At 65.0% G+C, this 22,269-nt stretch carries 25 protein-coding genes and 1 riboswitch; of the genes, 4 read left to right on the top strand and 21 right to left on the bottom strand.

Annotated elements, in window-relative coordinates; genetic code table 11:
- Position 1: 1 nt before the first annotated feature.
- The gene (locus DEA8626_RS16120; protein WP_181366485.1) at positions 2-1,147 is read right to left on the bottom strand and encodes an MFS transporter; all 1,146 of its coding nucleotides are present in this window, start codon (positions 1,145-1,147) and stop codon (positions 2-4) included.
- A gap of 197 nt (positions 1,148-1,344) precedes the next feature.
- On the opposite strand from DEA8626_RS16120, the gene DEA8626_RS16115 reads away from it, so the two are divergent.
- From DEA8626_RS16115 to DEA8626_RS16105, 3 genes are all read left to right on the top strand, one after another.
- Positions 1,345-2,013 (top strand): 50S ribosomal protein L25/general stress protein Ctc, encoded by a 669-nt coding sequence (locus DEA8626_RS16115; protein WP_108854256.1) that lies wholly within the window; start codon positions 1,345-1,347, stop codon positions 2,011-2,013.
- A 254-nt stretch (positions 2,014-2,267) separates the two neighbouring features.
- Positions 2,268-2,963: an aminoacyl-tRNA hydrolase gene (gene pth, locus DEA8626_RS16110; protein WP_108854255.1), complete on the top strand. Its 696-nt coding sequence runs from the start codon at positions 2,268-2,270 to the stop codon at positions 2,961-2,963.
- 24 nt (positions 2,964-2,987) lie between these two features.
- Positions 2,988-3,362, top strand: coding sequence for a DUF2237 family protein (locus tag DEA8626_RS16105; RefSeq protein WP_108854254.1), 375 nt, complete (start codon positions 2,988-2,990; stop codon positions 3,360-3,362).
- Positions 3,363-3,380: 18 nt separating this feature from the next.
- On the opposite strand, the gene DEA8626_RS16100 is transcribed toward DEA8626_RS16105, so the two are convergent.
- From DEA8626_RS16100 to DEA8626_RS16090, 3 genes are all read right to left on the bottom strand, one after another.
- The gene (locus DEA8626_RS16100; protein ID WP_245890891.1) at positions 3,381-3,875 is read right to left on the bottom strand and encodes a helix-turn-helix transcriptional regulator; all 495 of its coding nucleotides are present in this window, start codon (positions 3,873-3,875) and stop codon (positions 3,381-3,383) included.
- Between the two features lie 82 nt (positions 3,876-3,957).
- The gene (locus DEA8626_RS21115; RefSeq protein WP_181366484.1) at positions 3,958-4,512 is read right to left on the bottom strand and encodes a hypothetical protein; all 555 of its coding nucleotides are present in this window, start codon (positions 4,510-4,512) and stop codon (positions 3,958-3,960) included.
- An 83-nt stretch (positions 4,513-4,595) separates the two neighbouring features.
- The gene (locus DEA8626_RS16090) at positions 4,596-5,144 is read right to left on the bottom strand and encodes a PepSY domain-containing protein (protein WP_146188889.1); all 549 of its coding nucleotides are present in this window, start codon (positions 5,142-5,144) and stop codon (positions 4,596-4,598) included.
- Positions 5,145-5,416: 272 nt separating this feature from the next.
- Between DEA8626_RS16090 and DEA8626_RS21110 the strand changes: the two genes are divergently transcribed.
- Entirely contained in the window at positions 5,417-5,869 is a 453-nt protein-coding gene (locus DEA8626_RS21110) for a hypothetical protein (protein ID WP_181366483.1), read from the top strand.
- Positions 5,870-6,178: 309 nt separating this feature from the next.
- Here DEA8626_RS21110 and trpB read toward each other — a convergent pair whose 3' ends face one another.
- From trpB to miaB, 17 genes are all read right to left on the bottom strand, one after another.
- Positions 6,179-7,411, bottom strand: coding sequence for a tryptophan synthase subunit beta (trpB, locus tag DEA8626_RS16080; protein ID WP_108854251.1), 1,233 nt, complete (start codon positions 7,409-7,411; stop codon positions 6,179-6,181).
- Between the two features lie 15 nt (positions 7,412-7,426).
- Positions 7,427-7,873 (bottom strand): GNAT family N-acetyltransferase, encoded by a 447-nt coding sequence (locus DEA8626_RS16075; RefSeq protein ID WP_108854250.1) that lies wholly within the window; start codon positions 7,871-7,873, stop codon positions 7,427-7,429.
- A complete protein-coding gene (locus DEA8626_RS16070; protein ID WP_108854662.1) occupies positions 7,870-8,523 on the bottom strand; it encodes a phosphoribosylanthranilate isomerase in 654 nt (217 codons plus the stop codon). Before DEA8626_RS16070 ends, DEA8626_RS16075 begins: the two co-directional genes overlap by 4 nt.
- A gap of 69 nt (positions 8,524-8,592) precedes the next feature.
- Positions 8,593-8,955, bottom strand: a complete 363-nt coding sequence (locus DEA8626_RS16065) for a lipopolysaccharide assembly protein LapA domain-containing protein (protein ID WP_438502443.1) — start codon at positions 8,953-8,955, stop codon at positions 8,593-8,595.
- A gap of 9 nt (positions 8,956-8,964) precedes the next feature.
- Positions 8,965-9,246, bottom strand: a complete 282-nt coding sequence (gene ihfB / locus DEA8626_RS16060) for an integration host factor subunit beta (protein WP_108854660.1) — start codon at positions 9,244-9,246, stop codon at positions 8,965-8,967.
- 294 nt (positions 9,247-9,540) lie between these two features.
- Positions 9,541-11,226 carry a 30S ribosomal protein S1 gene (rpsA, locus tag DEA8626_RS16055; RefSeq protein WP_108854249.1) on the bottom strand — a complete coding sequence of 562 codons (1,686 nt, stop codon included), beginning with the start codon at positions 11,224-11,226 and terminating at the stop codon, positions 9,541-9,543.
- Positions 11,227-11,455: 229 nt separating this feature from the next.
- Positions 11,456-12,100 carry a hypothetical protein gene (locus DEA8626_RS16050; protein ID WP_108854248.1) on the bottom strand — a complete coding sequence of 215 codons (645 nt, stop codon included), beginning with the start codon at positions 12,098-12,100 and terminating at the stop codon, positions 11,456-11,458.
- Between the two features lie 68 nt (positions 12,101-12,168).
- Positions 12,169-12,777 (bottom strand): (d)CMP kinase, encoded by a 609-nt coding sequence (locus tag DEA8626_RS16045; RefSeq protein WP_108854247.1) that lies wholly within the window; start codon positions 12,775-12,777, stop codon positions 12,169-12,171.
- A 59-nt stretch (positions 12,778-12,836) separates the two neighbouring features.
- Positions 12,837-13,331, bottom strand: coding sequence for a hypothetical protein (locus tag DEA8626_RS16040; RefSeq protein ID WP_108854246.1), 495 nt, complete (start codon positions 13,329-13,331; stop codon positions 12,837-12,839).
- Complete coding sequence (aroA, locus tag DEA8626_RS16035) at positions 13,328-14,677, bottom strand: 3-phosphoshikimate 1-carboxyvinyltransferase (protein WP_108854659.1); 1,350 nt, start codon at positions 14,675-14,677, stop codon at positions 13,328-13,330. Before aroA ends, DEA8626_RS16040 begins: the two co-directional genes overlap by 4 nt.
- Before the next feature lie 108 nt (positions 14,678-14,785).
- Positions 14,786-15,487, bottom strand: coding sequence for a tRNA (guanosine(46)-N7)-methyltransferase TrmB (trmB, locus tag DEA8626_RS16030; RefSeq protein ID WP_108854245.1), 702 nt, complete (start codon positions 15,485-15,487; stop codon positions 14,786-14,788).
- 68 nt (positions 15,488-15,555) lie between these two features.
- Positions 15,556-16,722 (bottom strand): methionine adenosyltransferase, encoded by a 1,167-nt coding sequence (gene metK, locus DEA8626_RS16025; protein WP_108854244.1) that lies wholly within the window; start codon positions 16,720-16,722, stop codon positions 15,556-15,558.
- Between the two features lie 5 nt (positions 16,723-16,727).
- Positions 16,728-16,777: riboswitch (SAM-SAH riboswitch) on the bottom strand.
- A gap of 34 nt (positions 16,778-16,811) precedes the next feature.
- A complete protein-coding gene (gene lnt, locus DEA8626_RS16020; protein WP_306418113.1) occupies positions 16,812-18,278 on the bottom strand; it encodes an apolipoprotein N-acyltransferase in 1,467 nt (488 codons plus the stop codon).
- 65 nt (positions 18,279-18,343) lie between these two features.
- Positions 18,344-19,231: a hemolysin family protein gene (locus DEA8626_RS16015; protein ID WP_108854242.1), complete on the bottom strand. Its 888-nt coding sequence runs from the start codon at positions 19,229-19,231 to the stop codon at positions 18,344-18,346.
- Between the two features lie 19 nt (positions 19,232-19,250).
- Positions 19,251-19,778: an rRNA maturation RNase YbeY gene (gene ybeY, locus DEA8626_RS16010; RefSeq protein WP_108854658.1), complete on the bottom strand. Its 528-nt coding sequence runs from the start codon at positions 19,776-19,778 to the stop codon at positions 19,251-19,253.
- Complete coding sequence (locus DEA8626_RS16005; protein ID WP_108854241.1) at positions 19,762-20,784, bottom strand: PhoH family protein; 1,023 nt, start codon at positions 20,782-20,784, stop codon at positions 19,762-19,764. The genes ybeY and DEA8626_RS16005 overlap by 17 nt, the downstream gene beginning before the upstream one ends.
- Before the next feature lie 163 nt (positions 20,785-20,947).
- Complete coding sequence (gene miaB, locus DEA8626_RS16000) at positions 20,948-22,261, bottom strand: tRNA (N6-isopentenyl adenosine(37)-C2)-methylthiotransferase MiaB (protein ID WP_438502442.1); 1,314 nt, start codon at positions 22,259-22,261, stop codon at positions 20,948-20,950.
- Between the last annotated feature and the right edge of the window lie 8 nt (positions 22,262-22,269).

Genomic DNA, 22,269 nt, shown 5'->3' with positions numbered 1-22,269 from the left:
CCTAGCCTCCGCGCCGCTTGACGGCGAGCACTAGCGGCACGATCGCCGCCATGACGAGCGCGATGGTGAGGAACGCTATCCGAAGGCCTGCATATTCCGCGATCAGGCCCATCGCGCTCGGGCCGACGAAGAAGCCGGTAAAGCCGACCATCCAGGCCCGCGAGATCGCGTGCGCCCTCTGGTCGGGACGGACGAGCCGGCCAAGGATCGAATTGGCCGACGGCACCACGACTGCGACCCCGATCCCGAGAAGACCGACGCCCGCGACCGCGATCGCCGGCACGGGGGCCGCCGCGATGACAAGCGCCCCCGCCACGCCGATGACTGCGGACCAGAGGATCAGCGCCGCTTCGCCCAGCCGCGCCGCCGCGACCTGCCCCAGAAGCCGTCCGATTCCCATCGTCACTCCGAAGGCGACGGGGCCGAATCCGCCCTCGCCCGCGGGCCCGCCCAGCGTGCGCTCGATATGCAGGGCCGACCAGGTCTCGGTCGCATTCTCGCTGACGAAGGAAGCGAGGAGCACGCCCGCAGTCAGCAGGATCGGCACCCACGGCGTGCCGCGATCCGATCCTTCGGGCGCTGGGGCCGCGTCCGTCCAGCCGCGGCTTTCCCACATGAGCGCTGCGAGGACGAGCGCGACGATGGCTATCACGGGCAAGACTTCGGCGGGACCGTATCCCGCCTTGCGGCCCAGGCTAGCAGCGAAGGCCGAAGCGGCGAAGGCGAAGGAAAACATCGCGTGCGAAAAGTTCATAAGGTGCCGTGAGTGTCGCTCTTCCAGCACCGAAAGCCTCATGTTGGCAGCGATGTCGAGCAACGAGACCGACGCCCCGACCGCCACCATTGCAAGGCCGAAGCCGAAACTGCCGCGCGGCAGCAGCGGGTAGAAGAATGCGAGCGCAAAGACGATGCCCGTCGCAGGAAGGCCGAACCGGCCAAGCCGCGCCATGAGCCATGGCGCAATGGCCATCGCGGCGATTCCGCCGATCGCGGCGGCCATCATGGCGAACCCGAAGTCGGCATCAGTCGCCGCTATCCCGGCTTTAATATCCGGCACAAGTGCTGCAAATGCGCCCCAGAACACACCCACAGACGCGAGCGCCGCATTCGGCGTCCGTGCCACCGCCGCCGTCCGCAAGATCGTCATCCGCCCGCTTGCTCCCTCAGCCTGCCTCATCCCCGCTACCATGCCGCTGAGCTTTCTTGATAGAAACGAATTGTGCGCCGCCGCCATAGATGTGATGGGCGAAATATCCCCTTCCATTCATCGCCGATCCCGTCTATACGGCCCGCCTCACGGGCATGCACCCTTGGAGGATGCCCGGCTAACCAATGGAGACACCAATGGCCAAAGAGATCCCTGATCTTCAGGCCGAGGTACGGACGGGGACAGGCAAGGGGGCCGCTCGTCAAGCTCGTCGTGAGGGCTACGTACCCGGCATCGTTTACGGCGGCGGCACCGATCCGGTTCCGATCAACGTCGACTACCACGCGCTTCTGAAGCGGCTCAAGCACGGTCAGTTCTTGCAGACGCTCTTCAATCTCAAGGTCGATGGCCACGACGACGTGCGTGTCATTTGCCGCGGCGTCCAGCGCGACGTCGTGAAGGATCTGCCGACGCATCTCGACCTGATGCGGTTGAAGCGCACATCCCGCATCAAGCTCTTTATCCCGGTCGAATTCATCAACCATGACAAGGCGCTCGGCTTCCGCAAGGGCGGCACGCTCGTCGCGGTACGCCCGGAAGTGGAACTCGAAGTGACTGCGAGCGACATTCCCGAGCACATCACGGTCGACCTGACCGACCGCGATATCGGCGACGTCATCCACATCAACGATATCGACCTGCCGGCAGGCGCTAAACCAACGATCCACCGGAACTTCGTCATCGCCAACATCGCTGCCCCATCGGGCCTTCTCTCCGAGGACGAGGAGGAAGCCGAAGAGGCCGAAGAGGGCGTTGTCGACGAGGCCGAGGCACCCGCCGAGGCCGAAGAGGGCGACGAGGAGTAGTCCTCGGTTTTATCCAGATGATCGAACGCGGGGCCCCAGGGCCCCGCGTTTTCGCTTGGGCCATCGTGAACCTGCAAGGGTTTGGACGGAACCCAACGCGGGCCCGAGGCGCCCCGCCGCTCACCCGCCACGTCCCGGGCGATCGGCCCGCGCCCGTGTCCTGCGCTCCCGACGACACTTCGTCCTGCGCCGCCGGGCGTGTTGCAAGCCTGCCCATGGCAGCCTAGTTTGGCGGCAACATCCGAGGAGCCGTCATGCGACTGTTCGTAGGCTTGGGAAATCCCGGCCAGAAATACGCGATGCATCGCCACAACGTCGGCTACATGACGGTAGACCGCATCGCAGCGGATCACGGATTCTCGCCCTGGCGGTCGAAGTTCCAAGGCGTGATCAGCGAAGGACGGCTCGGAGCCGAGAGGGTCGTGCTGCTGAAACCCGAGACCTTCATGAACCTTTCCGGCCAGTCGGTCGGCGAGGCAATGCGTTTTTTCAAGCTCGAACCCGCCGACATCACGGTCTTTCACGATGAAATCGACCTCGCGCCCGGAAAGTGCCGGGTAAAAACCGGCGGCGGGCATGCGGGTCACAACGGGCTGCGCTCGCTGCATGCCCATATTGGCGACGACTACCAGCGCGTCAGAATCGGCGTGGGCCATCCGGGTCACAAAGACCGCGTGCCAGCTTATGTATTGTCGGATTTCGCGAAGGCGGATCGCGGCTGGTTGGATGATCTGCTGCGCGGAGCGTCCGACGGCGCCCCGGCGCTCGCAGCAGGCGATGCGGCGCGCTTCGCCAATGCGGTGGCGCTCAGAACCGCGCCGCCCCGATCCTCGACGACTGCGGCGGCAGATGCCCCGAAGGTTCCGGCGCCGCCCCCGGCAGCAGAGTCCGCCACAGAGACACATGACGCGAGATCGCCGCTGCAGCGGCTGATCGACCGGTTTCGCTGATAACGCGCTTCAGGAGGAGGAGAGATGAACAAGGATCCGAGCCTCAACGTTCTCGGCGGTCCGCTCACGCCTTGTTCGACCGAGCCGACCACAGGCTTCTTCCGCGACGGGCACTGCAATACCTGCGCCGAGGACCGCGGCAGCCACACGGTCTGCGCTGTCATGACGGCCGAGTTTCTGGCCTATTCAAAGTACGTCGGCAACGACCTGTCCACTCCACGCCCGGACTTCCGCTTTCCGGGGCTCAAACCCGGCGACCGCTGGTGCCTCTGCGCCGCCCGGTTTGCACAGGCGTATGACGAAGGTTGCGCGCCGCAGGTCGACCTCGCCGCCACGCATGCCCGTGCAGTGGACATCGTGCCGCTCGAGGTGCTGCGCGCGCACGGCACGGAAACCTGAAGCGCGGGGCCGGCCCCGCTATGCCTCCTTCCGCTTCTCGAGCGCGTCATTGGCGACCGCCACGACCGGCGTCGCGATCAGATCGTCGATGAACAGGCTGAGCAACTGGGAACGCCCACCGACGCTCGCCTTGCGATAGACGGCGTTGGTCTGGGCCTTCACCGTACCCTCGGAGGTCTGCCTCAGTTCAGCGATCTCGAGCGTGCTGAATCCCTTGATGGCGAACAGCGCCACCTCCCGCTCGGCCGGCGTAAGACCCCACTCCCCGAACCTTTCCTCGATGAGGTCCAGAAACGCGCCAGAGGCACGACGCAGCCGCGTCTCGGCCCGGCGCTTGTCGCGAAGCGTGCGCAATAGCAGCACAGCACCAACGCAAACGCCAAGGCTCAGACCCAAGGCGGCGCCGAGTTCAAGCATTTCTCGGCTCTGCCAGCTGATCGGCTGCGCATAGATACCCAGCACGGAAAATACGATGTCGGAAACGAAGAAAACGGCGCAAAGCGCCTGCACCACCAATACCACTGCTACAAAGTAGTAACTTCGCAATGAACCGTTGCTTTCTACCGCCAGAGCACGCGCCTATGGAGCGTGCGGATCAGTCATCATCATCATCATCGTCGTTCCCGCTGCCGGACCCAGAATTGGACGAACCGGAGCCAGAGTTGGAGGAGCCTGATCCCGAATTGGAGGACCCTGATCCCGAATTGGAGGAACCTGAGCTCGAACCAGACGAACCGGACCCGGAGTTGGATGACCCCGAGCCGGAGTTGGATGAGCTCGAGCCGGAGTTGGAGGAGCCCGATCCGGAGTTGGAGGAGCCCGATCCCGAATTGGACGAGCCGGACTTGGACGAACCCGAGTTCGTGTCATCATCATCCGAGTCGAGTATCTCCACACCGGACACCGCCTCGCCTCTCCAGAGATCGCGCAAAATCTCGCCGGTGCGCGGGTTGACGATGATTTCGCGGTAGCCGTCGCGCGCGCGCGCAACGATGCGTGTCCGCCCCAGAAGCGTCCGGCTGACTGCGATCTCGCCATATCCCTGATCACGCAACTGCCTGGCGATGCTATCGGAAACGGCATCGGCCAATGCCGATGCCGGCACCGCCAGACAGGCCGCCAAGGTCAGAATGCTGAGCTGTCGCTTCATGTCCTTCCCCAAGGAACCGTATCCGGCCCGGCCAATAGTATGGCCGGCACCGGTTGTACCGCAACGACTTCGATGCGCGGTGTTCAATCGTCCCGGCTTCCGCGGCCGCTGTTGTCACGGTCGTCATCGCCACCGCCCCGGCCGCTGCGGTCGTCGTCATCGTCGCTGCCGCTCCCACGGCCGCTGCGGTCGTCATCGTCGTCGTCATCGTCGTCGCCGCGACCGCCGCGGTCGTCATCGTCGTCGTCATCGGAACTGCCATTCGAGCTGCTGTTCGACCCGGACGACGAATCATCGTCGTCGTCGGAATCGTCGATGGACGAAGCATCCGCCCCCCTGACGAAGTCCCTGGTCCGGGTGTCGATTTCGATGCCCGGATCGACTTCGCCGCCCTGACCGGCATAGATTTCTTGTTTCAGCGTCGAGCCGCTGGCGCGATCCATGATCACCTCGAGCTTGTCGGTGCCGTTGCTGGCTTCGGCCTTGATCTGCGTCGGGCCAACTTTCACTTCGATGTCATTGAAGCCCTGCGCCCTGAGATCCGAGATAACGTCCCGAGCGCTCAATTCGGCCATCGCCGCCGAGCCGAGCATTACGATCGCAGAGCTGGTCAAGATCAATTTGCGTGTCACGGTGCATTCCTTCTTCTGAGGCGTCCCGATGCGGGACCAAGCATCGTGACACAACACCCCGCTGCCTGACCGCGCAATTCGCTTGGGGTTTATGCAGAGCAAACAAACCACGGAAATATAGGGATAAACCTGAGTTTACGAGCTATGTGCCACACTCGGCGGCTGCGCCAAAGGGCCGGCCGGCGGTTCAGGGCTTGATGGCGAGTTCGAATCGCTACGCCCAGAGAAGCCTGGCTGCCGGATGCCGCGAAAACGGCATCCGGCGATGTCTTGTGTTAACCGTCACCGCCGCCGGAGGAGCTTTCGCCGCCACCGGAGCCTTCACCGCCGCCGGAGCTTTCGCCGCCGCCAGAGCCTTCGCCGCCGCCAGAGTCTTCACCGCCGCCGGAACCTTCGCCGTCGCCGGAGCCTTCGCCGCCGCCAGAGCCTTCACCGCCGCCGGAGTCTTCACCGCCGCCGGAACCTTCGCCGTCGCCGGAGCCTTCGCCGCCGCCAGAGCCTTCACCGCCGCCGGAGTCTTCACCGCCGCCGGAACCTTCGCCGCCGCCAGAGCCTTCACCGCCGCCGGAGTCTTCACCGCCGCCGGAGCTTTCGCCGCCGGAGTCGCCACTGCCATTGTCGATCAGTACTGGAGCCCCGCTGTCGCCGCTGCTCTCTCCGGCGGAATGGCCTTCGGCGTGGCTCATGCCCGCGACCGTCGCAAGCGCGGCGGCAAGGATCGTTGAGTAGGTCATGACTCAGTCCTTTCGTCGGTTTCACAACCCGACCGGCATCATTCAGCTCGATCCGAGTCGGTGCCGCCTTTCGCGGCAAATTCACTAAGAACCAACTTTGAACCCTTCGCCATGTGCTGGAATCTCGTGGGCCAAGCGATGCCGACGGGCAACCGCCCTAAACCAAAGTTTAGGCAGAGATTCTTTAACATCATGGACTTGATGTCAGGCGGAAACGTGCCGCCACAGCAGTCCCGCTCGGAAGGGATCAGTCGACCCCACCCGGGTTTATGAGGGCTGACCCCGCCAGAGAGGCGCGGTTTAGAGCTTCATGTCGAATCCCAGGTGCTTTGCGACAGCGAAGATGTCCTTGTCGCCCCGGCCGCACATGTTCATCACGATGATGTGGTCCTTGGGAAGGTCCGGCGCGATCTTCATCACATGGGCGAGCGCGTGCGACGGCTCCAGCGCCGGAATGATCCCCTCGAGCTTGCAGGAGAGCTGGAACGCCTCGAGCGCCTCCTTGTCGGTGATCGCGACATATTCGGCGCGGCCCGTCTCGTGCAGCCAGGAGTGTTCGGGTCCGATGCCAGGATAGTCGAGCCCGGCCGAGATCGAGAAGCCTTCGAGGATCTGGCCGTCCTCGTCCTGCAAAAGGTAGGTCCGGTTGCCGTGCAAAACGCCCGGCCGCCCGCCGGTTAGCGAGGCGCAGTGCTGCATCTTCTCGTCGACACCCTTGCCGCCCGCCTCGACCCCAATAATCCTCACCGAGGGGTCGTCGAGGAACGGGAAGAAGAGACCCATCGCGTTCGACCCGCCGCCGATCGCCGCGATGACCGTGTCGGGCAGGCGTCCCTCGCCCTCCTGCTCGACGAGCTGCCAGCGTACCTCCTTGCCGATGATCGCCTGGAAGTCGCGCACCATCGCCGGATAGGGGTGCGGGCCCGCCACCGTTCCGATGCAGTAGAACGTGTCGCGCACATTCGTCACCCAGTCGCGCAGCGCGTCGTTCATCGCGTCCTTGAGCGTGCCGCGTCCGCTCGTCACCGGGTGCACCTCGGCACCGAGAAGCCGCATGCGGAAGACGTTCGGCGCCTGGCGCTCGACGTCATGGGCGCCCATGTAAACGACGCATTTCAGCCCGAACTTGGCGCAGACCGTCGCGGTCGCGACCCCGTGCTGGCCCGCCCCGGTCTCGGCGATGATCCGGGTCTTTCCCATGCGGCGGGCGAGGATGATCTGGCCCAGCACATTGTTGATCTTGTGCGCGCCCGTGTGATTGAGCTCGTCGCGCTTCATGTAGACTTTCGCGCCGCCGAGATGCTCGGTCAGGCGCTCCGCGAAATAAAGGGGCGAGGGCCGGCCGACATAGTATTTCCAGAGATGGTCCATCTCGGCCCAGAAGCTGGCGTCGGTCTTGGCCTTCTCGTATTCTTTCTCGAGATCGAGGATCAGCGGCATCAGCGTCTCGGAAACGAAGCGCCCGCCGAAATCGCCGAATCGGCCGCGTTCGTCGGGGCCGTTCATGAAGCTGTTGAACAGGTCGTCGGCCATCGTCGCCTCCTCCTCTCAGGACAGCCTGCGTTTATAGCCAATGTGGGATGGCGTAAAGCCGAGCGCGTCGTAGAAGTCGCGCGCCCGGTTGCGGCCCTTCTGGGTCGTGAGCTGCAGGAGACCGCAGCCCGCCGCCCGCGCCCGCGCCTCTGCGTCCTCCATCATCGCCCGGCCGATCCCCTGGCCGCGCAGATCCGAGGCGACGCGCACGCTTTCAACATGAGCGCGGCGCGTGGCGCGGTGCGAAAGACCGGTGATGAAGGTCAACTGATAGGTCGCGACGATGCGGCCATCCCGTTCGCCGACGATCAGCCAGTTCTCGCCCTCTGCCTGCATAGCGTCGAAGGCGACAAGGTAGGTCTCCAATGGCGCGGTCTCGCGCTGAGCGCCATATTCGTCGTCGGCCAGAAGCGCCAGAACCTCAGCGATATCCCCCCGTCGGCCCTCGCGGAAGCGAATCATGCCGCAACGGCGCCTCTGGCGGCGGCGATGAAAGCACGGATCAGATTGCTGTCCTTCCGTCCCGGCGCGGTCTCCACACCGGACGAGACATCGACCTGTCGCGCGCCGGTCAGCCGGATCGCCTCCGCCACATTGAAGGGCGTGAGACCACCGGCCAGCATCCACGGGCAGGGCCAGTACTTTCGCTCGACCAGCCGCCAGTCGAAGGCAAGCCCGTTGCCGCCAGGCAGCACCGCATCCTTCGGCGGCTTGGCGTCGACGAGCAGCTGGTCGGCCACCCTCCCGTAGCTGTCGAGCGCGGCCAGATCCTCGGGCCCCGCGACGCCCACCGCCTTCATCACCGGCAGCCCGTAGCGGGCGCGGATCTCGGCCACACGGGCGGGGCTTTCGCGCCCATGTAGCTGAAGCATGTCGATCGGCATGGCGGCGGTGATCGAATCCAGTTCGTCGTCGGTGGCATCGACCGTCAACGCCACCTTGGCGACACCGGGCGGCACCGACAATGCAAGCGGCGCGGCAATCGGAACGTCGAGGTGACGGGGAGATTTCGGGAAGAAGACGAAACCCAGATAGGCGGCGCCCGCGGCGACGGCAGACGCGACGTGCTCAGGCTCTCTCAGCCCGCAGATCTTCACTCGGATATCGTTGATGTTCCGCTCCAAGGGGCCCTCACCACAGTCTGGCCAGGCGCTTCGCGCCGACACGCCCGGCCTCAGCCCTTACTGCGTGCCGCTCTTGCCTTCGAGAAGCGCTAGAACGTCGTCGTCGGGCTTGGAGTTCTCGCGCTTCAGCCGGCCGACTTCCCGTTCCAGCCTCCCGGCCTCGCGCCGGTGCTGCGAGGCGGCGGCGCGGTGCTTGGCCTCGCGGAACCATTCCCAGACAAACCCGATGGCGAGCCCGGCCACGATTCCGCCGAAGATGACAAGGAAAAGCGGCAACTCGGCCGACCAGTTCAAACCAACGTAGCCCGCCACCTCCTCGGGCAGAAGACGAAGCGTCACGGGATCTCGATTGGCCGAGGCAACCGCGACGAGCGCGATTGCCAGCAGAGCGAGGAACAATAGTCGGATGAAGCGCAACATGCGCTTTGCTTACCCTCCGTTCAACCGGTCCCGCAAGAGCTTTCCGGTCTTGAAGAAGGGCACATACTTTTCCTCGACTTCTACCGACTCACCCGTGCGCGGATTGCGACCCACGCGGGCATCGCGTTTCTTCACAGAAAAGGCGCCGAAGCCCCTCAACTCAACTCTGTCCCCGCGCGCGAGCGCCTCGATAATCTCGTCGAAGATGGTGCCAACTATTCGTTCGACGTCTCTCTGAAAAAGGTGCGGATTTTCCTCGGCTATCTTCTGAATCAGTTCGGACCGGATCATACTAACCCCCCTGTGCGCACCGCTGGGCCGGATCGCCGCTTTTTCCTTCCCAACGACTATAGGGGCAATCGGTCCGGTAACAAACAGGAAAGCCATTGGAATGGCGAGGATTTCTGCGCATCCGCGCCGGAAGACGGTCGCATTAGGCGCGTCAAGGGCAGCTTGGAGCGCAGCATTCAGTGCGCGACGACCAGCGTGTAGCCCGTGAACACGTACGCAAGGCAAGGCGATTCGTGGAGCGCAAACGGCCCCGCCCTCGCGGGCGGGGCCGGTCGGCGCCAGCCGTCTTTCGGCTTACTTGTCGTCCGAACCCTTGAGCGCGGCGCCAAGAATATCGCCGAGCGACGCACCCGAGTCGGACGAACCGTATTGTTGCACGGCTTCCTTCTCTTCGGCGATTTCGCGCGCCTTGATCGATAGACCAAGTCGGCGGGTCTTCGGGTCCACGTTGGTCACGCGGGCGTCCACGTGGTCACCCACCTGGAACCGCTCTGGCCGCTGGTCGGCGCGGTCGCGGGCGAGGTCCGAACGGCGGATGAAGGACTTCATGCCGTTGTACTCGACCTCGATGCCGCCATCCTCGATCGCGGTGACCGTGGTCGTGATGACCGAGCCGCGCTTCACGCCGTCGACCGCGTCGGAGAACGTGTCGGCGTCCAGCGCCTTGATCGAGAGCGAGATGCGCTCCTTTTCCACGTCCACTTCCGTCACGACGGCTTTCACGACGTCGCCCTTGCGGTAGTTCTGGATCGCGTCTTCGCCGCGCTGGTCCCAGCTGAGATCGGAAAGGTGGACCATCCCGTCGATGTCGTTCTCGAGGCCGATGAACAGACCGAATTCGGTGATGTTCTTGACCTCGCCCTCGATCTGGGTGCCAACCGGGTGGGTTTCGGCGAAGACTTCCCACGGGTTGCGCATCGTCTGCTTGAGGCCGAGCGAGACACGACGCTTCGCGGTGTCGATCTCAAGCACCATCACGTCGACTTCCTGGCTCGTCGACACAATCTTGCCCGGATGGACGTTCTTCTTGGTCCAGGACATTTCCGAGACGTGGACAAGGCCCTCGACCCCGGCTTCCAGCTCCACGAACGCACCGTAATCGGTGATGTTTGTGACACGGCCCTTGTGGACCGAGTTTAGCGGGAACTTCTCCTCGACGGTATCCCACGGATCGGACTGAAGCTGCTTCATGCCGAGCGAGATGCGGTGGGTTTCCTTATTGATCTTGATGACCTGGACCTTCACGGTCTCGCCGATCGACAGGATCTCGTTCGGATGATTCACGCGGCGCCACGCCATGTCGGTGACGTGCAGCAGGCCGTCGACACCGCCGAGGTCAACGAACGCACCGTATTCGGTGATGTTCTTGACCACGCCGTCGACCGTCTGGCCTTCCGACAGGTTGCCGATGACCTCGGCGCGCTGCTCGGCGCGGGATTCCTCGAGGATCGCGCGGCGCGAAACGACGATGTTGCCGCGGCGGCGGTCCATCTTGAGGATCTGGAACGGCTGCTTGAGGCCCATGAGCGGGCCGGCGTCGCGCACGGGGCGCACATCGACCTGAGAGCCGGGCAGGAAGGCCACGGCGCCGCCGAGATCGACGGTGAAGCCGCCCTTGACGCGGCCGAAAATCGCGCCCTCGACGCGTTCTTCCGCAGCATAGGCCTTCTCCAGACGGTCCCAGGCTTCTTCGCGGCGGGCTTTCTCACGAGACAGCACGGCTTCGCCGCGGATGTTCTCGACACGGTCGAGATACACCTCGACCTCGTCGCCGACGGCCAGCTCGGACTGCTCACCGGGATTTGCGAATTCCTTGAGATCGACGCGGCCTTCCATCTTGTAGCCGACATCGATGATGGCTTGTCCCGCCTCGATGGCGATGACCTTGCCTTTGACGACCGAACCCTCTTCGGGGGTGTCGATCTCGAAGCTTTCGTTGAGGAGGGCTTCGAATTCCTCCATTGTGGCTTTAGCGCACATGCGTGTTCGGTTTCCTTTTCATCACGTTTGACTGGCCATGCGGTTGGCTCCGCCGGTCTTTGGTTTCGCGTCCTTCGGGCGGCTGACGCCCGGACAAACAAGAAGGGCCGCGGATTTCTCCCGACCCTGCCCGATCCGTCCGTCGTTGGCTTCACCGCCTTTTTGACTGGCGCTCGTATAGAGAGTTCCGGGGCGCGAGGCAAGAGCCGCCGGTTCGTCGGCGTAAGGCTTAAGGGCAAAGCCGCGTGACAAGGTCGTATCGCGGCGCGGAATAGCGTGTCTCGGTCATGTCGACAGCGCCAAGGGCGCGGTCCTGACCCATTTCCCTTGGCTCGGGCGGTCGGGGATCGGGCCAGCGCAGGCTCTCGAGATCGAGAACCGACGACTGGCAAAGCGCCTGGTCATGTATTCCCGCCAGTTCAGGCGCTGCAGGCGTGCCGCCGCGCAGGTCCACCTGGTGTCCGGACTTACGGCCAAGTCCTGTTACCTTGAAGGCCAGCGGATCGGGCAGGTTCAAGGATCCGGTTTCAGCGCCCCCACCAAATAACTTCACCTCGCCCTGCCAGTCGGTCCCGTAGGAAACGCGCAATTCGTAGCGGCCGGGCGGCACCAGCACCCGAAAGAACTCCCCTCCGCGCAGATAGGCGCCAAGCCTCTCCTGACCGCTCACCGCGTCAACCAGAAGGAGGTAATAGTCACGCCCCGCGAGCGTCCGCACCTGAAGCGGGAAGACCGCAGGGACATCTCGCTCACGCCAGAGAAGGCCGGTGACGGGCCGCTCCTCCGCTCTCGACGCGGCGCAGGACAGCGCCAGCGCAAGCAGACCCGCCCAAACCGCGCGCGCTGGTCCATAGAACACCTTCCCAGTCCGCATTGGCCGCCTCCGCCGCGCTGGCTTATTGCTCTGATATGGGGCCGCGCGCCCGGGGCTCAAAGGCTCGCTCAGGACATCCTGGCCTCGACCTCGGCCACTGCGCGCGCGATGGCGGCCTCGATCGTCAGCTCGCTCGTGTCGAGCAGAACCGCATCATCGGCCGGCTTCAACGGAGCCACGGCACGTTCGGCATCGCGCCGGTCGCGTGCCCTGAGATCGGCCAGCACTTCGGCCTCGGTCAGGGTGTCGCCCTTCCCGCTCAGCTCGATCCAGCGGCGGCGGGCGCGCACCTCGTCCGAGGCGGTGACGAACAGCTTCACCTCCGCCTCGGGACAGATCACTGTGCCAATGTCGCGGCCATCGAGCACAGCGCCGCCCTCGCGCCGGGCGAAGAGCCGCTGGAACGCGACGAGCGCCTCGCGCACCTCGGGGATCGCGGCGACGCGGCTCGCCGCCTGCCCCGCCCCGGCGGTGCGGAGATCGTCGCGATCCAGATCGGCGGGCTCAAGCCGGCGGGCTACCGCGACCGGATCGCCCTCCGCGCCCGACTTGGCCCCGACCGCCCGGTAAAGAAGCCCGGTGTCGAGATGGGCAAAGCCGAAACGCTCAGCAACGGCACGCGAAACCGTGCCTTTCCCCGCCGCTGCGGGCCCGTCGATCGCCACGGTGAAAATCATGCAACCCCCGTTTCAGGCGCCTTAGCGCAGGCCAATCTCCGGGTCAAACCGCCCAAGGCTCAGGCCGGAGGGCGCTGCGTCAGCACTAGCCGCGCCAGTGCCACGGACAGAAACGCGATCAGGAGCCATTTGAGCGTGGACAGACCTGTCGCCGCGAGAGGAACCATGTCGGGGAAGTCGCCCTCCGGGCGTTTCAGCATCGCACGGATGACGGCATTCTCGAAGTAATCCACGCCGGCCTCGATGACGGCAATCCGTCCAAGGCGGGCGGCCAGCTTTTCGGGCGCATGGCGTTCGAATGCTTCCCGAAAGATCAGGCAAAGAAGAGCGGGAAAGACGAGGTCGAGCGGCTGAACGATCCAGAGATAGCGCCAAAGAGCGCCATCGGTGAGCGATGCGAGATAGGCCCGGGCCTCCCGCGCGCTGTAGGGAAACCCTGGCGCATCGAAGGAGCAAAACACCCAAGCAGCGCAGTCGCGCGGACCGGCCAGCACCATGGCAAGCAGCAGCAGACCGGCGACGCCGAAAAGCGCCCTGAAGGCGCGGTCGCTCACCGCTCGGCCCGCCCTATATCGGCCCCGAGGCCCTTCATCAGGTTTTCGAACACGGGAAATGAGGTCGCGATGGGCGCGCCGTCGTCGATGCCGACGGGTTTCCGCGCCGCAAGGCCTAGAATGAGAAAGGACATCGCGATCCGGTGGTCGATACGGGTCTTCGCGGTCGCCCCGCCCGGCACCCCCTTCGGCCCCATGCCGTGGACGATCAGAACGTCCTCTTCCTCTTCGATCCCGACGCCGCAGGCCTCGAGCCCGCGCGCCATCGCGTCGATCCGGTCGCTTTCCTTCACCCGCAGCTCCTTCACGCCGCGCATCACGGTCGTACCGTCGGCAAAGGCCGCCACTACGGACAGGATCGGATATTCGTCGATCATGCTTGCAGCCCGCTCCTCCGGCACCTCAATGCCCTTGAGCGTCGAGGCGCGCACGCGCAGGTCGGCTACCGGCTCGCCGCCTTCCTCGCGCGGATTCTCGAAGGCGATGTCAGCACCCATCTCGACGAGGGTGGTGTAGAGCCCGTTGCGCGTCGGATTCTGGCTGACTCCCGGCACGAGGATGTCGGAGCCTTCGACGATCAGCGCCGCGCAGACCGGAAAGGCCGCCGAGGACGGGTCGCGCGGGACGGCGACGGTTTGGGGCCTGAGCTCCGGCTGCCCGGTCAGCGTAATGACGCGGCCCTCTGCCCTGTCCTCGGACGTCAGCTCTGCTCCGAAGCCGCGCAGCATGCGTTCGGTATGATCGCGCGTCGCATCTTTCTCGATCACGATGGTTTGGCCGGGGGCGTTCAGACCCGCCAGCAGGACGGCCGATTTCACCTGCGCCGAAGGCACGGGAACGGCGTAGCGGACCGGCACCGGATCGTCCGCGCCGACGACGGTCATCGGCAGCCGCCCGCCCCGTCGCCCGTATGCATGCGCGCCGAAGAGCGTCAGCGGATCGGTCACGCGCCCCATCGGCCGCTTGTTGAGCGAGGCGTCACCCGTGAATGTCGCCGTAACGGGTGAGGTCGCCATCGCCCCCATGATGAGCCTGACCCCGGTGCCCGAATTGCCGCAGTCGATGACTTGCTTGGGCTCGGCGAAGCCGCCCACGCCCACGCCGTGCACGGACCACGCGCCCTCGCCCGTCCGCGTCACCTCGGCCCCGAAGGCGCGCATCGCCTCGGCGGTGTCGAGCACGTCCTGCCCCTCCAGAAGCCCTGTCACGGTCGTCTCGCCCACTGCCAGCGCGCCGAGGATCAGCGCGCGGTGCGAGATCGACTTGTCACCCGGCACCTCGGCGACGCCCCTGAGCGGGCCCGACTTGCGTGCGGTCATCGGAATCGGTTCGCCGTGGCCGGACATGGGCTGCTCCCTGAAAATACCGATCCGCTGATAGCTCAAGCCCCGGCGACGGTCCATGCCCCGTCCTTCTTCCGTTCGAAAATACTCCTGCCGGAGGCCCCGCCGCGCTCAAAGCCGCCGGAAGGTGAGGTAATGCGGCACGCGCCCTTCGCGCAGCGCCTTCTGCTCGTAGCGCGTGGACAGCCAGCCCGCCCATGCTTCGCACCCCTCCGCGACCAGTTCAAAGCCCGCAAGCGGCACTTCTTCGAGTGTCTGGCGGACGTAGTCGGGAATGTCGGTCGCGACCCGGAACTCGGCGCCGGGTTTCATCACGCGGGCCAGGGGCCCGAGATGTTCGGGCGTCACGAAGCGGCGGCGATGGTGACGCTTCTTCGGCCACGGGTCCGGGTAGAGCAGGAACACCTTCTCAACCGACCCGTTGGGCAGGACGTCGAACAGATCGCGCACATCGCCGGGATGGACGCATAAGTTCGTAGCCCCCGCAGCGCGGATCTTGCCGAGAAGCATCGCGACGCCGTTGATGAACGGCTCGCAGCCGAGGATGCCGACCTCGGGAAAGCGCGCGGCCATGTGCACCATGTGCTCGCCTCCACCAAAGCCGATCTCAAGCCAGACGGGCCGGTCGTCGCCGAACAGCTTGGCGAGGTCGATGGGCGCACGGTCCGGATTCTCCTCGAAGGTGACGCCCCGGGGGCGCAGCGCCTCCAGATCTTCCGAGAGATAGGCCTTTTGGCTCTCGCGGAGCGTCTTGCCATGGCGGCGGCCGTAGAAATTGCGCCATTCGTGCTGGGTCTTGGTGTCGTCGGTCATACGAAGGCCCCGGAACTCGATCCGGGGCCTCTAATGCGCGACGGTGTCGCGGGTCAAGCCCGTGCCGCTCAGACCGCCTTTTTCAGATCTTCGGCCAGATCGGTCTTTTCCCAGGAAAAGCCGCCCTCGTTGTCCGGCTCGCGGCCGAAATGCCCATAGGCCGCCGTTCGGGAATAGATCGGCTTGTTGAGCTCCAAATGCGTGCGGATGCCGCGTGGCGTGAGGTCCATCACCTTGCCGACCGCCGCCTCGATCGCATCCGGTTCGACCTCGCCTGTGCCGTGGGTATCGACATAGATCGACAACGGCTTCGCGACTCCGATCGCGTAGGACAGCTGCAGCGTGCAGCGCCGCGCCATGCCGGCCGCGACCACGTTCTTGGCGAGGTAGCGGGCCGCATAGGCGGCCGAGCGGTCGACCTTCGTGGGGTCCTTGCCCGAAAACGCGCCGCCGCCATGAGGTGCAGCCCCGCCATAGGTGTCGACGATGATCTTGCGGCCGGTGAGACCTGCATCGCCGTCCGGCCCGCCGATCACGAAGGTGCCCGTCGGGTTCACCCACCACTCGGTCTTCTCGCTCAACCAACCTTTGGGCAGCACTTCGCGAATGTAGGGCTCGACGATGGCGCGGATGTCGTCCGAGCTCTGGCTTTCGTCGGCATGCTGCGTCGACAGCACCAGCGACGTCACCTCGACCGGCTGACCGTCCTCGTAGCGCAGCGTCAGCTGCGACTTCGCGTCCGGCCTGAGCGACGGCTCCTTGCCCGATTTGCGGACCTCGGCGAGGCGTCTCAGGATCGCGTGGGAATACTGGATCGGCGCCGGCATCAGCTCGGGCGTTTCGTCGACGGCGTAGCCGAACATGATCCCCTGGTCTCCCGCCCCGTCGCGGTCGACACCCTGGGCGATATGGGCGGATTGTTCGTGCAGGAAGTTCAGCACATGACAGGTGTTCCAGTGGAACTTCTCCTGTTCGTAGCCGATATCCTTGATGCAGTCGCGGGCGATCTGGCCGATGCGGCCCATGAAGTTCTTCAGCCGCTCCTCATCGGAGAGACCGACTTCGCCACCGATCACCACCATGCCGGATGTCGCGAAAGTTTCGCAGGCGACCCGCGCATTTGGCTCCTCTGACAGGAAGGCGTCGAGGACGGCGTCCGAAATGCGGTCGCAGACCTTGTCCGGATGCCCCTCCGACACGCTTTCGGAGGTGAAGACGTAATTCTGACGGCTCATGAAAGTGCTCCATTAGGGTTATCCCCGCCACGCCAGGAAGCCGTTGTGGCGGTTCTGCCGATCCTCCGTAGACGGACGGAGTGTCGGGGTCAATCGGATATGCGGCGGCGCCCCAGGCCCAGCGCCAATAGCGCCACGGCGACGAAGATTGTTGCCGGAACGTCGCCCGTCCGCACGTAAGGCGTCGGCGGTAGCGCCGCCGGCAGGTCCGCGTCGATCACGCCTTGGGTGTTCAGCGCCAGCGACTGGTGCACACGCCCCTTCGCATCGATAACCGCCGTGATCCCAGTATTGGCCGCCCGCAAAAGCGGCAATCCCTGCTCGACCGCGCGCAGCCGCGCCTGGGCGAAGTGCTGATACGGTCCGGCGACGTTGCCGAACCAGCCGTCGTTCGTGACCTGCAATATCCAGTCCGCGCGCCCCTCCGCCGCGTTCAGATCCTGCGGGAAGACGGCTTCGTAGCAGATAAGCGGCAGGACCTTTCCGAGCGGCCCGAGATCGACGATCCGCGCGCCCGGCCCGGCGGAATAGCTGTTGCCCGCCTGCGCCGCGAACGCCGCGATACCGACACGAGCGAAGAGATCGCCGAACGGGACATATTCGCCGAACGGAACGAGATGCCACTTGTCGTAGACTTCGGTGATCCGGCCGCTGCCATCGGCGAAGGCGAGACTGTTGAAATAGCGCAGATCTTCGGCACGCTGGATGCCCGCCGCCATCGGCACACCGCCCGACGCGCGCGCGATATCCTCGAAGAGCGCACCGGAGCGTTCGAGCAGGAACGGAATCGCGCTCTCGGGCCAAATGATGAGATCGAGCGGCTTCTCGGCGGGCAGCGCGGTCTGCTCCATCTGGCGTTCGAGAAAGATGCGCCACATGTCGCCGCGCCACTTCAGCGCCTGCGCGGCGTTGGGCTGGATCAACCGCACCCGGATCGAAGGGTCGCCCGGCGGCTCCGGCGCGGCAAGCCGTTCGGTCCCCGCCCACCAAAGCGCACCGATCACAGCCGCGCCGACGAAGCCAAGCGCAAACCGGGGCAGCACGCGGCGTCCCAGCATGGGAAGCGCAGCCGGAACCGCGAAAGCCAGGCTCAGCCCGACCGGCCCGACCCAGGCCGCCGCCTGCATCACCGGCGTGCCGATCCAGACATGGCCAAGAAGCGCCCAAGGAAAGCCCGTGAAGACATAGCCGCGCGCCAGGTCCGTCGCCACCAGCCCCAGCGCGAAGCCCAGCGCGCGAAGCCCCGGTCCGCGCCCGAGCGATGCGACCCACGCCGCAAGACCCCAGAAGAGCGCCATGCCGAATGCCATGAGCAGGAGCGCAAAGGGCGCCATCCAGCCATGACGCGCGACATCGACGAAAAACGGCTCGACGATCCAGAAGAGGGTGGCCGCGAAATAGCCCGCACCGCCGATCCAGCCGAGCCAGACGGTGCGCAGCGGGTCCGTCTCGCGCGCGACAATCGCCGTGAGCACGGCGAACGCCGGCAGCGCGATGTACCAAAGCTCCCATGGCGCCTGCCCCGCCGCGACGCCCGCACCCACCAGCGCGACCAACGCGAGAGTCCGCGCGCCCGGCCGATGCGCGCGCGCAAAATACCGACGTGGACGAAAGCGCATCGTCAGGCGGCAGCCTGTGCCAAGCGAACGCGCAGCCGCTTGATGCGGCGCGGATCGGCGTCGATCACCTCGAACTCGGCGCCGCTGTCATGTGGAATTACCTCGCCGCGCGCGGGCACCCGCCCGACCAGCATGAAGACGAGACCGCCGAGCGTCTCGATCTCTTCGTCTTCCTCCTCGCCGGCAAGCTTCACGCCGATCTCGGCTTCGAACTCATCCAGCGGCGCGCGGGCCTGGACGATGTACTGTCCCGGCTTTTCCTCTTGCCACAGCCCGTTTTCGGACGTGTCGTGTTCATCCTCGATCTCGCCGAGCACGGTCTCGATCAGGTCCTCGATCGTGACGATTCCGTCGACGCCGCCATACTCGTCAATGACAAGCGCCATATGCGTCCGCTCGCTCTGCATCTTTTGCAGGAGCACGCCGATCGGCATCGACGGCGGCGCGTAAAGCAGCGGCCTCAGCATCTTTCGCAACTCAAATCGCGGCTTGGGATCCGTGAACGCCTGCTGAAGCGCGAGGTCCTTGAGATGGATAAGCCCCAGCGGGTTGTCGAGCGTGCCCTTGAAGACTGGCAGCCGCGAGAAACCCGATTCGCGGAACTGGCTGACCAATTCGTCGAGTTTGGCGGTCACGGGCACCGCCACGATCTCAGCCTTCGGGATCGCCACGTCCTCGACGCGCATCCGTCTCAGGTTGCCGATGCCATGCAAGACTTGGCCGTTGGGCCTGCTGGTTGGCTCCGAATGCCTTTGGTCGGCACTTTCCGATTCCGCGTCCGTGGGAGAGAAAGCTTCCAGGATACGTCCGAAGAAGCCGCGCTGCTCCGTACTGTCTGAAGAGTCGGGCGCGTCCTGCGCCATCGTAGACCCGTCCGAGGATTCGCCCATTCGTCCTTATCCAGTCACCTCACGCGGTTGTCGCGTCATTAGTTTCATATGGGTCAGTAACACCCAGTTTGGCAAGTATCCCGATCTCGGCCGCCTCCATCAGCCTCGCGTCGCCTTCGCGGACATGATCATAGCCAAGAAGATGCAGGATACCGTGCACGATCAGGTGAGTGACATGGTCTTCCAGCGTCTTGCCCTGCTCGGCGGCTTCCCGCTCACAGATCTCACAGGCGATGGCGATGTCGCCAAGCTCTACGGGCATCTCGGGTGCGCCGGGAGACAGCGCGGCGGGAGGGCCACCCGCGGCGACCGCTCCACGCTCTTCCGACGGCCAAGAGAGCACGTTTGTCGGCTGTGGCTTGTCGCGGAAACCGGCGTTGAGTTCAGCGATGCGGGCGTCGCTACAGGCCAGAAGGCTGATCATGAACCCCTCGGCCCCGAGACCCAGAGCGTCAAGCGTCGCGCGAGCCGCCCGATCAGCGATCCGTTCGATCCCGAGGTCCTGCCAGCGCGGCTCCTCGATCAATATGTCAACCAGTGGCTCCATCGTCGTCACGGTCATAGGCCTCGATGATGCGGGCCACGAGCGCGTGGCGCACCACGTCCTTGGCGGTGAAGTAGTTGAAGGCGACGCCCTTGACGTCCTTTAGGATGCGTTCGGCATCCGTCAGGCCGGATTGGACGCCCCTAGGCAGGTCGATTTGCGTCCGGTCGCCGGTGACGACCATGCGGCTGCCCTCGCCGAGGCGGGTGAGGAACATCTTCATCTGCATGGTCGTGGCGTTCTGCGCCTCGTCGAGCACCACGAAGGCGTTCGACAGCGTGCGGCCGCGCATGAAGGCCAGTGGTGCGATCTCGATCCGCTTTTCCTCCATGAGCTTGATCACCTGCTTGGCCGGCAGGAAATCGTTCAGCGCGTCGTAGAGCGGCTGCATGTAGGGATCGACTTTCTCCTTCATGTCGCCCGGCAGGAAGCCGAGCCGCTCGCCCGCCTCGACCGCCGGGCGCGACAGGACGATGCGGTCGACATGGCCGCCGATCAGCATCGTCACGCCCACGGCGACGGCGAGATAGGTCTTGCCGGTCCCGGCCGGGCCGATGCCGAAGGCCAGTTCGTTCGAGAAAAGGTTCTTGACGTAGGCCTTCTGGGCCTCGGTCCGGGGCTCGATCTGCTTCTTGCGGGTGCGGATCTCGAACTTGCCACCGTGGAACATCTCGAGCTGTTCGTCGAGGCTCGTGGCGTCGACGGCGCCGCCCTCTCCCATGCGGATCGCGGCGTCGATCTCGCCCGCGTCGATGGGGCGCCCGGTCTCGAGCTTGGCATAGAGGGCTTCCAGAACGGATGCGGCGCGACCTCGCGCCTCGACGCTGCCCACCACCGCCACTTGGTTGCCGCGCCTCAGGATGTGAACCCCGAGCTGGTGTTCGATCTGCGCCAGGTTGCGGTCGAATTCGCCACACAGGTCGATCAGAAGCCGGTTGTCGGAAAATTCCAGAAGAGTCTCATGCAGATCTTCGGGATGCGGCGGCGGGGTCAAGGCGCTGATGCCCAAGCAAGTCTCCTGTCAGAGGCAGTCATACAGAAATGGTGCCTGCGGAACGCCCCGAGCGCAAGCGCGAGTGGCAGATAATTGCACGGAAGTGAGGAAATCCTTGCCCGGCCTGAACGCGCGTGACCAATTCGCATCAACTCTGCGCATTGAACACGCGATTCAATCAGCGGACGATCTCGCCCCCCAGCGAATTCGGCGCGCTTTCCGCGACACGCACCCGCGCGATCTCGCCAGTTCTGGCGTCGGTCTTCACATGCACCGCATGCAGATAGTCCGACTTCCCGACCATCTGACCCGGCAGGCGACCCGGCTTTTCAAAGAGGACCGAGACTTCACGCCCCACCATCGCCTCCTGTGCGGCGCGCTGCTGTCCGGCCAGAAGCGCCTGCAGTTCCTGCAGCCGCGCATCTGCAACGTCGGCGGGCACCGGCTCCTTCTCGGCTGCGGGCGTACCGGGGCGGGCGGAATACCTGAACGAATAGGCCATGCCGTAATTCACGGTGCGGATCAGATCCATCGTCGCCGCGAAATCCGCATCGGTTTCGCCCGGAAACCCGACGATGAAGTCGCCCGAAATCAGCATGTCGGGCCGCGCGGCGCGGATCTTCTCGATCAGTCGGATGTAGCTCTCAGCCGTGTGCCTGCGGTTCATCGCCTTAAGGATGCGGTCCGACCCCGACTGCACCGGCAAATGCAGATAGGGCATGAGTTTTTCCTCCTCGCCATGCGCGGCAATGAGGTCGTCCGCCATGTCGTTGGGATGCGATGTCGTGTAGCGGATGCGGTCGAGTCCGTCGATCTTCGCGAGTTCGCGCGCCAGGCGCGCAAGCGACCAGTCACCGTCCGCCGCAGACCCATGATAGGCATTGACGTTCTGGCCCAACAGCGTGATCTCGCGCACTCCCTTTTCCACCAGCCCCCGCGCCTCGGCCATGATCCGGCCGGCAGGACGCGACACCTCTGCCCCTCGCGTATAGGGCACCACGCAGAATGCGCAGAACTTGTCGCAGCCTTCCTGCACGGTCAGGAACGCGGTCGGGCGCACGGCGGCCTTCGGCCGCTCCGGCAGGTGGTCGAACTTGGCCTCTTCAGGAAAGTCGGTCACGACCGACTTTTCGCCCTTGCCCGCCGCTTTCGCCATCGCGGGCAGCCGATGGTAGCTCTGCGGCCCGACGACGAGATCGACGAGCGGCATGCGGCGCAAGATCTCCTCGCCCTCGGCCTGCGCCACACAACCGGCCACGCCGATCTTCAGATCGGGCTTCGCGGCCTTCAGGGGCTTCAGCCGCCCGAGGTCGGAATAGACCTTCTCGGCCGCCTTCTCGCGGATGTGGCAGGTGTTCAGAAGCACCATGTCCGCCTCTTCCGCCACGTCGGTCGTGACATAGCCCTCCGCGCCCATGGCCTCGGCCATGCGCTCGCTGTCGTAGACGTTCATCTGACAGCCATAGGTCTTAATGTAGAGCTTCTTGGACATCGGCAGGC

It is taken from the genome of Defluviimonas aquaemixtae (genome assembly GCF_900302475.1).
GTDB lineage: Bacteria > Pseudomonadota > Alphaproteobacteria > Rhodobacterales > Rhodobacteraceae > Albidovulum > Albidovulum aquaemixtae.
This window is presented reverse-complemented; position numbering and strand designations above follow the sequence as displayed.